Below are 16,202 nucleotides of genomic sequence, written 5' to 3' on the forward strand. Positions count from 1 at the left end.
CCGTCAGGCGATTACATTTCGCTTATTTTCAAAGTTTTTATATGATTTTGTCTGCATGATTTTTTTAAGTCTCGATAACCCTTCCAGCACGTCCTGATAACTCGTATACATGGCTGCCGGTGCCAGGCGGATGATATCCGGTGCGCGAAAATCCGGAATGACCCCCTCATGTTTCAGCGCTTTACAAATGCTTGCGGCTTCAGGGTGACGAAGTGCCACATGACCTCCACGTTTATGTTGATCAAGTGGAGTTACAATCTCAAATGCCTCTTCAGACAATTCCTTTTGTATAAATGAGATCATATAACCTGTCTGACTTAACGACTTTTCTCTTAACCGGTTCATCCCGGCTTCCTCAAATAGCTCAAGACTCCCAATCAGCGGTGCCGTAGACAGGATATGCGGGGTACCGATTTGATAAGCGCCTGCGCCATCTGCTTTTGTAAAGGTGTGTTCCATATCAAACTGCTTTGTCTTGTCAGAACCGAACCACCCTTTTAAACCAGGCATTTTATCATGGTGTTTTTCATGAACATATAACCCGCCTGTGCCGCCGGGACCGTTATTCATATATTTATAATGACACCATACGGCAAAATCAACGCCCCATTCATGCAGCTCGTGAGGCACAGCACCAATTGAATGGGCAAGGTCAAATCCAACAATAATTCCTTTTTGCTGCGCCATCTCTGTGATCTCCTTGATCGGCAGGAGCTGACCGCTTCTGTACAGGACAGATGGAAGTAAAAGCAGCGCTACGTCATCCGTCAGCACTTTCTCAATATCTGATAATGACAGTACATAACTGTCTTCTGACCCTGCTTTGATCAATTCCTGCTTCGGGTCCCTCCCCTTCAGCTCGACCTGACTCTGAAGCGTATAAATGTCTGATGGAAAATTAAGTTCATCGGCTGCAATCTTCGTACGTTTTCCTTCAGGATGATAAAAGGTTGAAACGAGCTGGTGAAGATTTGTCGTAATGGAGCCTGTAACAATCACTTCATGAGGCTTTGCACCGATTAATGGAGCAGTCTTCTCTCCAAGCGTTTCGGATAAAGTGAACCACGGGTGCTCACCTTCCATCCACCCTTCTATACCAAAGCTCTTCCAGCTGTCCAGCAGCTGTAAAACCGAGTTTTCTGCTCTCTTTGATAACAGTCCTAAAGAGTTCCCGTCAAGATAAATCTGATCCGGTTTTATGTAAAATTCCTTCTTAAATGACGCCAGCTGATCCTGCTGATCGAGTTGTTCCGCTTCTTGTACAGAAAATAAGTAATTCATGTTATCCTCCTTTTTTGAGCCATTTAATATATCACGAAAACGTTTTTATAGTATGGTATTATCATACCGTAAATAAAACATCAATGTAAGCTGAGCGCTGTCAGTCAGACAGGATGGGAAAGGGGTACTCCGGTACGTATGAAGCTTAATTCGGTATTAAAAACGATTCGCCTGATGATGTTAATCATCCTGATCCCATTATTTGTGCTGCTTCCCGATTCAGTAAAAGCAGCTTTATATGTGCTGCCGCTGTTTATTCTCTTATCGGTCAGTCACCTGTTACTGGGAGAAAAACCGACACACGCAAAGCTGAAATTATATGTTTTGATTACCTGTTTGTACCTGATTGGTGTACTGGCAGAACAGTCTTTTATCAGGTTTATCGCAGCAATTGCCGTTATATATGCATTGCTCGCCGCCGAATATACATAACATAGGAGGAATAGAAATGGAAAAAGTTCAATTAGCTGAAGGTCTTCAATTATCTAAAGTTGTGCATGGGATGATGCGTCTCAACGAATGGCAATTATCTAAAGAAGAACGACTCACATTTTTTAAAGAAGTAATGGAACTCGGGATCACATCGTTTGATCACGCTGACATTTATGGAAGCTATACGTGTGAAGAACTGTTCGGAGAAGCTCTGGCACTGGAACCTTCCCTTCGCAGCAACATGGAGCTGATTTCTAAATGCGGGATTGTCCTTGAATCAAAAAATCGTCCTGAGCATGAAAGTCATCACTACAATACATCTAAAGAACATATTGTAACCTCAGTAGAACGATCTTTGAAAAATCTGTCAACTGACTATCTCGATCTTCTCCTCATTCACAGACCGGATCCGCTGATGAATCCGGAAGATGTTGCAGAAGCATTTGACGAGCTGCATCAGTCAGGGAAAGTGCGTCACTTTGGTGTATCGAATTTCAAGCGCAGTCAGCTGAGTATGCTCGAATCTTATGTATCTCAGCCACTTGTCACGAATCAGATTGAGCTCAATCCTTTTAACCTGGAGAACTTTGCTGATGGTACAGTTGAGCTGATGCAGGAAAAGAGACTGCCTTCAATGGCCTGGTCTCCACTTGCCGGAGGTGATCTGCTTAAAGGCGATTCAGAAAAAGCAATCCGATTAAGAAAAGCGCTTGAACAGGTTGGACACCAGCTTGGAACGGAAGAGATTGATCAGGTTCTTTACGCCTGGCTCTACACTCATCCGTCAACCATTCTTCCGATCGTCGGTTCAGGCAAACTGTCACGTATAAAATCAGCAATTAAGGCGGCAGACTATAAAATGACGCCTCACCAGTGGTTCCACATTTACCAGGCATCACTTGGACATGATGTGCCATAAAATACGATTCGCCTTAAAATAAGCGCGAAAAAGCGAAATTTTCTAGAAAACAAAACATCCACTGTGGTAGAATATAGGCATTATATCGTGAATGGAGGTATGTCCGATGGGGTTGTGAAGCTGAATGTTCTTTCTATAGGCAACCGTCACGGAAGTACGTATTCAGACATCGCTTTTCAGGCGGTTCACTCAGCGGACATCACCTGTTCGCGGAACTAGAGCGGATTTCTCCTGAAAACAGATGTCGATCAGCGAAACGCTGATTATCTAACTTAACAGGAGGTGGGAGAGGCTTCCTTTCCCGGCTATATAAGCAGTACCGGAAGGAATGGCCTCGCTTCATTGGAGATCGTCAATTTAATTTTGGTCGCTGTTCTAATAGCACTTACAGCATTTTTCGTTGCATCGGAATTTGCCATTGTCAAAGTACGCACGACGCGTATTGATCAGCTGATTGCTGAAGGACAAAAAAATGCGCTAGCTGCGAAACGTGTTACATCAAATCTTGATGAGTATTTATCAGCCTGTCAACTAGGGATTACCGTAACGGCCCTTGGACTTGGCTGGCTCGGCGATCCGATTTTGGCTCATTTGCTTGAACCTGTTTTAATGGATTTAGGATTATCAGTATCACTGACCACATTAATCTCATTTTTGATTGCCTTTTCTTTCATTACATTTCTACATGTTGTGTTTGGAGAACTGGCACCTAAAATCATGGCGATTCAAAAAGCAGAACAGCTCGCTTTACTGCTATCGCCACCATTAATCTGGTTTTATCGCATCATGTATCCATTTATCTGGTTCCTGAACAGCTCAGCCCGTATGTTCACTGGCCTGTTTGGTTTAAAGCCTGTATCAGAAAATGATATGGCCCACTCTGAAGAAGAGCTTCGCATGATTTTATCCGAAAGCTTAAAAAGTGGGGAAATTAACCAATCTGAGTATAAATACGTCAACAAGATTTTCGAATTTGATGAGCGCGTGGCAAAAGAAATCATGGTGCCCCGTACAGAAATCGTGAGTGTGAACAGCGGCCTTACCCTGCGTGAAGTATTTGATGTCATGAAAGAAGAACAATACACACGTTACCCTGTCGTCGAAGATGGTGACAAAGATAATATCATCGGCATGATCAACATGAAAGAACTGATGACAGCTTTTATAGAAAACCAGAACAACGGTGATAAAACCGTTGCCGAATACACGCACCCGATTATCCAGGTAATCGACAGTATTCCGATCAATGAACTCCTTCATAAATTTCAGAAAGACAGGATGCATATGGGAATCCTGCTTGATGAATATGGCGGAACTTCCGGCCTTGTTACAATGGAAGACATTATTGAAGAAATTGTCGGTGAAATCCAGGACGAATTCGATGCCGATGAAATTCCTGATATTCAACAGATCAATGAACAACACTACATTCTTGACTCCAAAGTACTCGTGCAAAACGTCAATGACCTGTTAGGCATCGACATTGACGAGGAAGACGTCGACACCATCGGCGGCTGGTTTATGACCCGCAACTTTGATGTAGAAATCGGCGACGAGATCTATGAACAGGGATTTGTATTCCGCGTCAATGATGTAGAAGGCTATCATATTCTTTATCTTGAAGTGTGGAAAATGTCCGAGGAAGAAACGGAAGATGCCGAACGCACCCGTGAACAAACCTCCATCCAGACAGGTGAAGTACTATAAAACCAAAAAGCGCTCATTTGAGTGCTTTTTGGTTTTTTATAAACTTATTTTAGAAACCGGGCCGTCCTTATCCTACGCTTTCTGTTGTCTAGCTGCGTCGGGGAGTCTCCGGATAAGGACGGCCCTTTTTGATTAAAAAATAGATTTCAAACCTGATAAAACCTTTCTAAATCGACTATCCACTTGAATCATTTTAACAAAACATCCCCTACTCTCTTCAAAAATTAAAAAATAATAAAACCTAGCACTAAACTTCTGAAATCTATATAAAGATATTATGAATTTTCATTGTGACCTTCATTTAATTAATCTGCAGTTTGGATTTCACAGCAGAGGGCTGGACTCACCCGGAGACTCCTGTGGCGGAAAGGGACAGGTGAAACCGACTGAGCGAAGCTCAGGCGGGTTCACCGCCCGGCCACGGAAAGCGGAGGGTGAGTCCAGCCCGGTTTCCTCCTGCTCTGTATTCTGAATCAATTTTTAAAAACATCAAAATAACCATTGCGAAATCAAAATGTAAGCGGTAAAATAAACGGGTATAAAAGTGAAAATGAGTTTGCAGACCAACGGACTACACGCTCCGTTTTTTTATTTACCGGTAGTGCAAACGATTGCATAAATGATGGAGGTGCCTTTATGAAAAAAATATGGTGGAAAGAAGCCGTGGGCTATCAGATTTACCCGCGCAGCTTTCAGGATTCAAATGGCGACGGGATCGGTGACCTGCAGGGGATTATCTCACGTCTTGACTATGTAAAAGACTTAGGAATTGATGTGATCTGGATCTGCCCGATGTATCAATCCCCTAACGATGACAATGGATACGATATTTCTGATTACCAGGCAATCATGGATGATTTCGGGACGATGGATGACTTCGATCAGTTAATGAAAGAAGTTCATGCACGCGGAATGAAACTAATCATTGATTTCGTGCCAAACCACACAAGTGATGAGCATAAGTGGTTTGTTGAATCACGTGAATCGAAGGATTCCCCAAAACGCGACTGGTATATCTGGCGCGATGGTAAGAAAGATAAAAAAGGAAAGACAATCGGTGAGCCGAATAACTGGGAAAGTATTTTCGGCGGCTCTGCGTGGGAATATGATGAAAAAACGGACCAGTACTACCTCCATGTCTTCTCTACGAAGCAGCCGGATGTAAACTGGGAAAATCCTGATGCACGTCAGGCCATTTATGACATGGTAAATTGGTGGCTCGATAAAGGAATTGATGGATTCCGTATTGACGCAGTAAGTCATATCAAAAAGCGCAAAGGCTTCCCTGATATGACAAACCCAAAGAAAAAGAAATACGTTTCTTCTTTCGATATGCATATGAATCAAAAAGGCATTCAGCCTCTGTTAAAGGAATTTAAAGAAAAAACGTATGGCAATTATGATGTGATGACGGTCGGCGAAGCCAATGGGGTTTCCATTGATGAAGCAGACCTATGGGTCGGTGAAGAAGAAGGTAAGATGGATATGATTTTCCAATTCGAACACCTTGGGCTGTGGGATGCTGAAACAAATCTTGACCTTGACATTGTAGAACTGAAAAACGTGTTGTCGAGCTGGCAAAAAGGGCTGGAGAAAGATGGCTGGAACGCTTTGTTTATTGAGAATCATGATAAGCCGCGTGTTGTTTCAACATGGGGTAACGATGATGAGTTCTGGTATGAGAGTGCGACTTCCATGGCGGCTATGTACTTCCTGATGCAAGGTACTCCATTCATTTATCAGGGTCAGGAAATTGGCATGACGAACGTGCAGTTTGAGTCTATTGATGATTACGATGATGTATCAGCGAAGAATATGTACCGTCTGCGCCGTGAAGAAGGTGTTCCACATGATGATATCATGCGTATTCTGTGGGCTTCATCACGTGACAACAGCCGGACGCCGATGCAATGGTCAAATGAGGCAAATGCAGGCTTTACCACTTCCACCCCGTGGATGAAAGTGAATCCGAATTACACAGAGATTAACGTAGAAGATCAGTTGAAAGATGATCAGTCGGTCCTTTCTTTTTATAAGAGAATGATTGCCCTGAAAAAAGAACATGAGATTTTCACTTACGGCATTTATGATCTGCTGCTTCCTGATCATCACCAGATTTATGCGTACACAAGAACACTTGATAATGACAAGGTCGTTGTGATCACAAACCTTTCTGTTAAAGATGCTGTGATGGAAGATCTGGATTTTAAAGTTGAGCATGGGAATCTGCTGCTTAGCAATCTTGAAGTCAAAAAGCATGACCCTGCTTCTACCCTTGTCTTAAAACCTTATGAAGCACGCGTATATAAAATCTGATTTAATGAAAGACTGTCCTAATGGACGGTCTTTTTTATGTATGAAAACATCATTATTTTCAGAATTCCATTGCCTTTGGTCAACTTATTTTTCTTTTCACAATAAGCGTGGCTTCAGCTTACAACGTTGCTATAGACCCACTCAGGTCGCGTCTGCTACGATTTAATTACCATCATCTTAATTGATCCGGAGGCCACGATTATGGATTTATACGATAATTTAAAAAAGGGTGAACGCGGGGCATGGATCAGTATCGGAGCCTACCTTGTCCTGTCTGCTATTAAACTTATTGTCGGGACTCTCACCGGTTCAGAGGCATTAAGAGCGGACGGGTTAAATAACTCCACAGATGTCATCGCGTCCATTGCTGTGCTGATCGGCCTCCGTATTTCACGCAGGCCACCAGATAAAAATCACCACTACGGACATTTACGGGCGGAGTCTATCGCTTCCTTTGCAGCAGCTTTTATTATGACCGCAGTAGCCGTTCAGGTCCTGGTACAGGCCGGGTCTCTTCTACTCCAGGGAGGGGCAACAGAACCTCCAAGCCTTCTGGCAGCCTGGACCGCCATCGGAAGTGCGATCGTGATGTTTGGCGTCTACGCTTATAACCTGAGGCTTTCAAAAGCGATAAAAAGCTCCTCACTATTCGCAGCTGCACAGGACAACCGGTCAGATGCCCTTGTCAGTATCGGTGCTGCGATCGGAATTTTCGGTAGTGTTTTCGGTGTTTTATGGCTGGATCCATTAGCCGCCCTGATTGTCGGTTTGATTATATTAAAGACGGCAATCGGTATTTTTAGGGATGCAATCCACACGTTAACTGATGGCTTTGATCAGGAGGAAGTTCAGGATATTACGCTGAATGTCTCGGATATTCCAGGTGTGAGGTCCATTGAGGAAATTAAAGGACGTACGCATGGGAACATGATGTTCATTGATCTGACGATTAAAGTGAATCCGGAACTGAATGTCATTGAAAGTCATGATATCACGGAGGAGATTGAGGCATCCTTGAAGGAAAGACATCCTCATACTGAAGTGCTCGTGCATATTGAGCCTGATATTTAATCATCAAAACCCTAATAGGAGATTTTCTTCCGGGGTTTTGATGTTTTTTATTTTCAAAAGACTTTTTTATTATTTCCTGCTTTTTTATGAAAAAGGATAGATAAATCAAGAAAATAATAGTATATGAGAGTAATTGTTTTGTTAATGCGCTTACATCAATCTGATAAGAAATTCTCATTGTGCTATAATCTCTTCGTTATCAACGGACCCTGACTTTTCTGAGAGTGGAAAGTCAAACAAAAAAATTGAATAAGGAGAGATGCAAAGTTGGATTTAGCACAATATAAACAGGAGTGGTTTGGGAATGTGAGGGGCGACATCATGTCAGGAACGCTCGTTGCCCTTGCACTGATTCCTGAAGCGATTGCATTTTCGATCATTGCTGGAGTAGATCCGATGGTCGGTCTTTATGCTGCCTTCTGTATCGCAGTGGTTATTGCATTTATCGGTGGACGCCCGGGAATGATTTCAGGTGCAACAGGTGCTATGGCACTTCTTATGACAACACTCGTTGCCGACCATGGCTTACAGTATTTATTTGCAGCCACGATTTTAACAGGTATTATTCAGCTGATTATGGGTGTATTAAAATTAGGAAAGCTGATGCGCTTTATTCCGAATTCAGTCATGATCGGGTTTGTAAACGCACTGGCGATTTTAATTTTCATGGCTCAGTTGGAACAATTTGAAGGTGCCAGCTGGGTGATGTATGCACTTGTGGCTGTATCGCTTGCGATCATTTATTTAGTACCGCGCTTTTTTAAAGCCATTCCTTCCCCGCTTATTGCAATTATCGTTGTTACCGCATTTGTGATGATTACGGGAATTGGAACAAAAACGGTTGGAGATATGGGAACGATCACACAGGCACTCCCTACTTTCTTTTTCCCTGATGTACCATTTAATATGGAAACGTTGATGATTATTCTTCCTTACTCTTTATCGCTGGCGGTTGTCGGATTACTTGAATCCCTTCTGACTGCTCAGATTGTAGACGATATGACTGACACACCTAGTGATAAAAATAAAGAAGCGCGCGGTCAGGGAATTGCGAATATGATTACGGGCTGCTTCGGCGGTATGGCTGGCTGTGCGATGATCGGTCAGGCTGTAATTAATGTCAAGTCAGGTGGACGCGGAAGATTGTCTTCCTTTACTGCAGGGATTGTTTTACTGACACTGATTATCGTCCTGACAGATCTTGTTGTTCAAATACCGATGGCCGTTCTCGTTGGGGTCATGATCATGGTATCGATTGGTACATTCGACTGGAATTCATTAACCCGTCTCCACAAAGTACCAAGATCTGACGCGGCTGTAATGATTGTCACGGTTGTTACGGTTGTGATTACACATGACCTTTCAATCGGCGTGCTGGCCGGCGTTCTTTTAAGTGCGATATTCTTCGCTTCCAAAATCTCTAAGGTTCATGTTCAAAAAGAACTCGATCAGGCAGCATCTACTGTTGTTTATAAGGTCGATGGTCAGTTATTTTTCGCTTCCGTCACAGAATTTGTGATGGCGGTTGATTATCAGACTGACGGAATTGAAAAAGTCATCTTCGACTTTACGAACGCCCACCTTTGGGATGATTCCGCGATCAACGCCGTTGATAAGGTCGCAATCAAACTGAAGCAGCAGGGCTTACAGGTTGAATTGACAGGATTGAATAAAGAAAGTACAGAGCTCGTCAACCAACTTTCCATTCATGATAAAGCAAATGCAAAACTGACTGGTCATTAATCAAATAGTAGACAAGGCTGTAAAACGAATTTGTTTTACAGCCTTTTTCTATTCAGGAGTCGAATTCGTTCAGCGTTTGTAAGCGCTTACTGAATCAAGTATAATTTAATTACATTTATATAACCTGAGGTTTGAAATTCTTCTTATATCTTCATATGAACGGAGTCGATAATCATGAAAGCGAAGCGTTTTGATGAGTTGGTTCAACGTTTGGAAGAAGTCGCGGGAAGAGAAGAAAAAGCCGGGGGCATTCAAAATTACTTTATATTAGGGATCGGCATTGCAGCTATCTGGATTCATTCTTTATTATAACTCGTATATTTAAAAAAGGTGCTCCCAAATCCCGGGAGCACCTTTTCGATTATCGTGCTGCTACTGCAGCAAGGTCTTTAGCTGTTTCAACGACACGCTTGAAACCTTCTTCTTTGATTTCTTCTGTGCGGTCAACGTACTGGTTATGACCTTCAATGACTACGTCAGTCTGCTGCTGAATACCAAAGAATCCAAGCGCATTTTTAATAAAGTTCAGACTCATTTCAGCACCCTGCATCGCTGGAGCTGAGTAGTCTCCACCACGTGCATTAAGAAGGATCGCACGCTTGTCCCCCATCAGACCCTGAGGACCTTCAGCTGTATATTTGAACGTTTCTCCTGCACGGAACAGATAATCCATATAAGTGTGAAGTACTGCCGGTACCGTGAAGTTCCACAGCGGGAATGCAAATACTACAACATCCGCCTGCTTGAAACGCTCAAGGTGTCCATTGGCAATCGTTAATACGTTTTCTTCTGCCTCTGTGAGCTGAGCGTTTTCAGCCTGCTTGAACTGGGCTGCAAGGAAATCCTGTCCAATGTACGGCAGTTCCTCGTTATATAAATCGACCTGATCGACTGTAATTTCCTCGTTATTTTTAATTTCTTCAAAGAAAAGATCATGCATTTTAGCTGACACTGACTGATCGGACGGACGGTTGTTCGCTTTGACGAGTAATACTCTCATGATGAAAAACTCCTTTTATACTTTTTAGTCACTTTTATTACTATAACCGAGACACATAACTTTAAACATCTCGAATACGAGATAATTATAAAAGGGTGAGCAGATCAATTCAATTGATCTGCTCACCCTTTAACAAACTCTTTACGAATACCTCTAAATTATTTATCCACGTTTTTCTTATACACGGCACGGCCACTGCATGTATAACAGACAGGACTTGAATGGATGACTGTTTCGAGATGGACAGTCTTCCCCCATATCCGGTAAATGTGGTGAAGCACTTTCTCCAAATAAGCGGTGTCGAGTTCTTCCCCTTCATATTGATGTCTAAGGTAAAGTTCACCATTTCTTAAATAGTCGCCATTTTCAACTACGATGTAAGGAAACCCTCCATTCACTCTGGAATGAACAAGTTCATCACGTATGTTTTCCCATTTTTTATCAATAATTTTATAATCACGGCCAGACTGCTGGAAAACGTATAAGTCCTCCTCTTCAACAAACTCCTTTGTCATATAATTCCTGATGAAAGACTGGTCGGAATCAAGCTCTCTAACTTCAAAAATTTTTCTGCGACCTGCCCCGTCCCCCTCAATTTGATCCCATCTGTTTTCAATGTCTTCAAATAGTTTTATTCCGAGGTAGTATGGATTGATTTGGGTTTTAGAAGGCTGTACGACATTGGCATTTAATTTGGCATATTCTATAGCCTCTGATTCTGTCAGTGGAAGTTCTCTCATAATTTTCTGATGCCAGTAGGAAGCCCAGCCCTCATTCATGATTTTGGTTTCCATCTGCGGCCAGAAATAGAGCATCTCTTCTCTTATAATAGTCATGATATCCCGCTGCCACTCATCAAGCTCCCTGCTGTGCTTCTGCAAGAACAGCACCAGATCCTTCTCAGGTTCTTCAGGAAACATTTTTTTCTTTGGAACCACCGGCTCTTTCTTTTCTTCATCCCATAAATCACTATAAGGCTGGTGTATTTTTTTAAACCCTTTTTGCTCATCATCTTTACATTTCTCAGGTTTGACTAATCCCGGATCAATATGCTCCTCAATCGCCATTACTGCGTCGATAAAAGTTTCGACCTCTTGACGCCCATATTTATGTTCATAAAATTTAATCCTTTCAGCAGATGCCGCCATTCGTTCAACCATATCACGGTTTGTATTTTGAAAACGTGCATTATGCTTAAAGAAATCACAATGTGCAAGAACATGAGCAATAATCAATTTATTTTGGATCAATGTGTTGGTGTCCAGCAAAAAAGCGTAACATGGATCTGAATTAATTACGAGCTCATAGATTTTACTGAGACCCAAATCATACTGAAGCTTCATTTTATGATACTGTTTCCCAAAGCTCCAATGAGAAAATCGAACAGGCATACCATAAGCTCCGAATGTATAAATAACAGACGCCGGACAAATCTCATAGCGCATCGGAAAAAAATCAAGTCCGAAACCTTTTGCCACCTCTGTAATTTCATCAATTGCATAATACAATTTTTTCGTATCCAAAGCCTCACCTCTTTTTAATCAGCATATTCCGGTAGCCCGATAATATGAGTAAAGAAGAGGACAGCCCCTGGTCTGATGAAGACCGGAGGCTGTCCTTTTATGCGTTATTTTCCCGGTGAGGCGAGTCCGTGGCGGACAGCATATAAGGCTGCCTGTGTCCGGTCAGATACCTCAAGCTTGGAAAAAAGATTGGATATATGTGTTTTGACTGTTTTTTCTGTAATAAATAAAGCTGAAGCAATTTCTTTATTGCTTTTACCTTTTGCGAGTTCAAGTAATACATCTTTTTCTCTTTTTGTCAGCTGATGTAATTCATGCGGGGACGGTTCTTTCTGATTCACTCTGGATAAAAGCTGGTTTGTTGCTTTAGGGTGTAGTGTATTTTCCCCTTTGATGAGTTTCCTGATCGATTCAACCAGCTCGTCCGGTTCAATATCCTTCAGCTGATACCCGGCTGCACCTGCTTCTATAGCGGGAATGACGTGATCCTGGTCCGAAAAACTAGTCAGCATCATAATTTCTGTACCAGGCAGCGCACGTTTAATTTCTCTTGTCGCTTCAATGCCGTCCATTTCCGGCATAATCAGGTCCATCAGTACGATGTCCGGCTGGAGTTTCTTCACCATCTCTACCGCTTCCAGTCCATTTTTCGCCTCACCGACTATTTCTATATCTTTTTGTGTCTTCAGAAAGAAAGCCAGTCCTCTTCTCACTACATGATGATCATCTGCAATCAGTAATTTAATCGCCATTTTTTCTCTCCTTTAATACGGCAGGATGATCTGAATCTGTGTACCTTCTCCCGGTGCACTCTGAATGTGGAATGTTCCGTTCAGTATCCTTGTCCGTTCTTTCATACTGGATATACCGATTGATGGAAGCCGTTCAAGGTGATCGGTATAAAAACCCTGACCAAAATCCCGGATAATGAGACTGATCCTGTCTTCAAATGCCTCAATCCAGATGAAAATTTCATCCGTTGCTGCATGACGTTTGCAATTAGTCATCGCTTCCTGCGTAATCCTGAAGATTGCTTCTTCAATTCTTGCCGGGAGGTTTAACACACCGCTCACTTTGATCTCTACGGTTAATCCGAGTATTTCACCAAACCCTTTTACCGCTTCACTGATTCCGCCTTCTACCCCTTTTGGCCGAAGCTGCCAGATTAAGGCGCGCATTTCAGTCAGCGCTTCCTGGGCAAGTGATTGAAGACCGTGAAATGTTTCTTTGACTTCCTGTTGATCCGTCATCTCCGCTCCTCCGCGTGCTGTTAATGTCATTGAAAAGAGAAGCTGATTCACCGAGTCATGCAGATCCCTTGCCAACCGGTTCCTTTCCTGCATGAGCGCTACTTCCTGCTCCTTTTTTGTTAACTGAATCCGTTTAATAGCTGAACCGATCTGAAAAGCCACTGATTCAAGCAAAGCAAGCTCTTCATGTCCGAATTCTCTTCTCCCGGGTGTGGCTACATTCAACAGTCCGAATCTTTCATTACCTGACTGTAACGGCACCGTCGCATGATGTGTAATGCCATCCGTACTCTCACGTTTGCGGTCTACTGCTTCAACAATTCTTTTACACTCAATTATATTAGATGCCTTCTTCAGGCTCCCTCTTTTAAACCTGTTTACACACCAGCAGCCACCTGCTTTCATAAAGTAGCAGTCCTTTTCAAGCAGTGCATCAGGCAGATGGTGATGGGCAATTAAAGAATGCCTGCCATCCTCTTCTATAAAAAACACCCATCCGGCATGAAAATCAGTTCCATCAAGGAATTTTTTTAATGCTCCTTCAAGCATGGATTCAAGTTCTGTTTCTTCATTCAGTAATTCAGCAATTTCTTTTAAAATGACGACATGTGATGGATTGTTCATGACTTTCCCCCATTCTATTTCATTATAAAGAAATTTTCTGAAAAGCGTTATCCTTCGTTTTGATGAGGTTTTGTTCGGTCAAAAGGATGAATAAACAGTTAAGGCGGGACAATCTCTAAATAAGAGTTTGTCCCGCCCGCATAGTGATAAATTAAACCGTGCCGGGGCACTCCTTCGCTTTCCGCGGCCGCGCGGTGAGCCAGCTGTGCTTCGCACATCTGGCTCACCTGTCGCTTCACTGCCGCAGGAGTCTTCGGAATGTCCCGGCACTTTATATATTTCTAAAAAATAAAGAGTACATCATGAATATCACACCAAAACCTTCAAAAATTCAGATCAAATAAATGAGTGAACTTTTTCCATGAAGGATGCTTTTACGTGATTTAGTTTTTGTTCGCTGTCCTCGAGGCTTGAACCGATGACGCTGAAGTAGAATTTTACTTTTGGTTCGGTTCCGCTTGGACGTACGCATACCCATGAGCCGTCTTCAAGGAAGTATTTCAGTACGTTTGAGGATGGAAGCTCGATTTGCAGTTCTGTCTGGTCTGCGTTTAGGCGTCTTGATGTCTGGTAATCTTCTTGTGCTTCTACCTTCAGTCCGGCGATTTCTTTTAGAGGCTCCTGACGGAAGGAAGACAGGATGGTCTGGATCTGATCGGCACCATCTTTTCCTTTCAGCGTCAGTGATTCAAGCCCTTCCTGGTAATAACCGTGCTGTTCGAATAAGGCCAGCAGGACTTCATACAATGTTTTGCCTTCTGCCTTATGGTAAGCAGCGGCTTCAGTTGCAAGGAGTGCAGCCTGCACCGCATCTTTGTCACGTGCGAAATCTTTTACAAGATAGCCGTAGCTTTCCTCATAACCGAACAGGAATGAATATTCGCCTGTTGCTTCGTATGTTTTAATTTTTTCCCCGATAAATTTAAACCCGGTCAGCACATCTTCAGCAGTTGCACCGTAATGCTCAGCAATTTTGCGTCCGATCTCTGACGTTACGATCGTTTTGAATACGCGTCCGTTTTCAGGAAGCTGACCCTTCTCTTTTTTACGTGCTAAAAGATAATCAAGCAGCAGTGCTCCTGTCTGGTTTCCTGTGAGTAAAATGTATTCGCCACCCGGACCTTTTACGGCAAGGCCTAGGCGGTCTCCATCCGGGTCTGCTGTAATCAAAAGATCCGCTCCGATTTCTTTTCCGTCACGAATCGCATATTCAAACGCACCCGGCTCTTCCGGGTTTGGCGATTTAACCGTTGTGAATTCTGAATCCGGCTGTTCCTGTTCCTTCACCACGTGCACATTGTAACCAAGTGCCTTTAAGCCGCGCTGAACCATCATATTTGATGCACCGTGCAATGGAGAGAATACAACCTTTAAATCCGTTTCCTTTGCCATCTGAGGCTTTTCAGAAACCGTGATTAGATGCTCTGCATATGCATCATCGACTTCTGTTGAAATGATTTTGATCAGGCCTTTTTCCTTCAGTGACTCAACAGAATCCACTTCAATTGTCAGTTCATTTTCAATGGCATTAATTTCAGCAATCACAGCGTCTGCATCAGCAAGATTCAGCTGCGCACCGTCTGCGCCATACACTTTAAATCCATTATATTCAGGAGGATTGTGACTGGCCGTTGTCATGCCTCCCATAAAAGTCTTAAGGAATCTCACTGCAAATGACAGCTGAGGTGTTGAGCGCAATGATTCAAATACGTATGTCTGAATCCCGTGTGTAGCAAGTGTACGGGCAATCTCCATTGAGAATTCAGGTGACTTCCGGCGGCAGTCATACGCGAGCACAACGCCCTGCGCTTTTGCTTCTTCACCGTGTTTTTCTATGTATCTTGCAAGACCTTCTGCGGCCTTACGCACTGTATACGTATTCATTTTGTTTGTCCCTGCGCCAATTTCACCGCGCATGCCACCGGTACCGAATTCAAGGTTTTTATAAAAAGCGTCTTCTTTTGCTTTTTCGTTATGTTGGATGGAATGAAGCTCTTGTTTGATTTCCTCTTCTAAAGTATCAAATTTTGCCCATTTTTCGTATTCTGACTGGTAATTCATTTCAATCCCTCCCGGTAGGTATCTATGATTCTATTGTTATTGTAGCAGAATGGAATATGATTGAATATTGAAAATGGGAAAAACCCCTGAATGGTCAGGGGTTTTTCTGGTTTTAGTAAACCGTTGATCTCCACTACAGTTGGCGCTTTCCGCGGCCGCGCGGTGAGCCGGCACGCACTACGCTGTCTCACCTGTCGCTTCTCTGCCGCAGGAGTCGCCAACTTCCGTTCCGATCAACTTATTGCAGTATTTAAAACACTAATAGGGATATTCAC

At 42.9% G+C, this 16,202-nt stretch carries 13 protein-coding genes; 7 read left to right on the forward strand and 6 right to left on the reverse strand.

What is annotated here, in order from left to right; all coding sequences use genetic code 11:
• Positions 1 to 3: 3 nt before the first annotated feature.
• A complete protein-coding gene (kynU, locus tag H7968_RS09195) occupies positions 4 to 1,281 on the reverse strand; it encodes a kynureninase (RefSeq protein WP_227395843.1) in 1,278 nt (425 codons plus the stop codon).
• Positions 1,282 to 1,419: 138 nt separating this feature from the next.
• On the opposite strand from kynU, the gene H7968_RS09200 reads away from it, so the two are divergent.
• From H7968_RS09200 to H7968_RS09230, 7 genes are all read left to right on the forward strand, one after another.
• Positions 1,420 to 1,713 (forward strand): hypothetical protein, encoded by a 294-nt coding sequence (locus H7968_RS09200; RefSeq protein ID WP_227395844.1) that lies wholly within the window; start codon positions 1,420 to 1,422, stop codon positions 1,711 to 1,713.
• 16 nt (positions 1,714 to 1,729) lie between these two features.
• On the forward strand, positions 1,730 to 2,632 hold the full coding sequence (locus H7968_RS09205; protein WP_227395845.1) for an aldo/keto reductase: 903 nt from the start codon (positions 1,730 to 1,732) through the stop codon (positions 2,630 to 2,632).
• Positions 2,633 to 2,974: 342 nt separating this feature from the next.
• Entirely contained in the window at positions 2,975 to 4,339 is a 1,365-nt protein-coding gene (locus H7968_RS09210) for a hemolysin family protein (protein WP_227395846.1), read from the forward strand.
• Positions 4,340 to 4,975: 636 nt separating this feature from the next.
• Complete coding sequence (locus tag H7968_RS09215) at positions 4,976 to 6,655, forward strand: glycoside hydrolase family 13 protein (protein WP_227395847.1); 1,680 nt, start codon at positions 4,976 to 4,978, stop codon at positions 6,653 to 6,655.
• Positions 6,656 to 6,856: 201 nt separating this feature from the next.
• The gene (locus H7968_RS09220; protein ID WP_227395848.1) at positions 6,857 to 7,726 is read left to right on the forward strand and encodes a cation diffusion facilitator family transporter; all 870 of its coding nucleotides are present in this window, start codon (positions 6,857 to 6,859) and stop codon (positions 7,724 to 7,726) included.
• A gap of 267 nt (positions 7,727 to 7,993) precedes the next feature.
• Entirely contained in the window at positions 7,994 to 9,469 is a 1,476-nt protein-coding gene (locus tag H7968_RS09225) for a SulP family inorganic anion transporter (protein WP_227395849.1), read from the forward strand.
• 174 nt (positions 9,470 to 9,643) lie between these two features.
• Complete coding sequence (locus tag H7968_RS09230; protein WP_166805854.1) at positions 9,644 to 9,781, forward strand: hypothetical protein; 138 nt, start codon at positions 9,644 to 9,646, stop codon at positions 9,779 to 9,781.
• 49 nt (positions 9,782 to 9,830) lie between these two features.
• Here H7968_RS09230 and H7968_RS09235 read toward each other — a convergent pair whose 3' ends face one another.
• The 5 genes from H7968_RS09235 to H7968_RS09255 form a co-directional block, all read right to left on the reverse strand.
• On the reverse strand, positions 9,831 to 10,469 hold the full coding sequence (locus H7968_RS09235) for an FMN-dependent NADH-azoreductase (protein WP_264476666.1): 639 nt from the start codon (positions 10,467 to 10,469) through the stop codon (positions 9,831 to 9,833).
• 158 nt (positions 10,470 to 10,627) lie between these two features.
• Positions 10,628 to 11,992 (reverse strand): SpoVR family protein, encoded by a 1,365-nt coding sequence (locus H7968_RS09240; protein WP_227395850.1) that lies wholly within the window; start codon positions 11,990 to 11,992, stop codon positions 10,628 to 10,630.
• Between the two features lie 104 nt (positions 11,993 to 12,096).
• The gene (locus tag H7968_RS09245; RefSeq protein WP_227395851.1) at positions 12,097 to 12,744 is read right to left on the reverse strand and encodes a response regulator; all 648 of its coding nucleotides are present in this window, start codon (positions 12,742 to 12,744) and stop codon (positions 12,097 to 12,099) included.
• 12 nt (positions 12,745 to 12,756) lie between these two features.
• Positions 12,757 to 13,866, reverse strand: a complete 1,110-nt coding sequence (locus H7968_RS09250; RefSeq protein ID WP_227395852.1) for a GAF domain-containing sensor histidine kinase — start codon at positions 13,864 to 13,866, stop codon at positions 12,757 to 12,759.
• Positions 13,867 to 14,202: 336 nt separating this feature from the next.
• The gene (locus tag H7968_RS09255; protein WP_227395853.1) at positions 14,203 to 15,927 is read right to left on the reverse strand and encodes a phospho-sugar mutase; all 1,725 of its coding nucleotides are present in this window, start codon (positions 15,925 to 15,927) and stop codon (positions 14,203 to 14,205) included.
• Positions 15,928 to 16,202 lie beyond the last annotated feature (275 nt).

Source organism: Jeotgalibacillus aurantiacus (assembly GCF_020595125.1).
Classification (GTDB): Bacteria; Bacillota; Bacilli; order Bacillales; family Jeotgalibacillaceae; genus Jeotgalibacillus; species Jeotgalibacillus aurantiacus.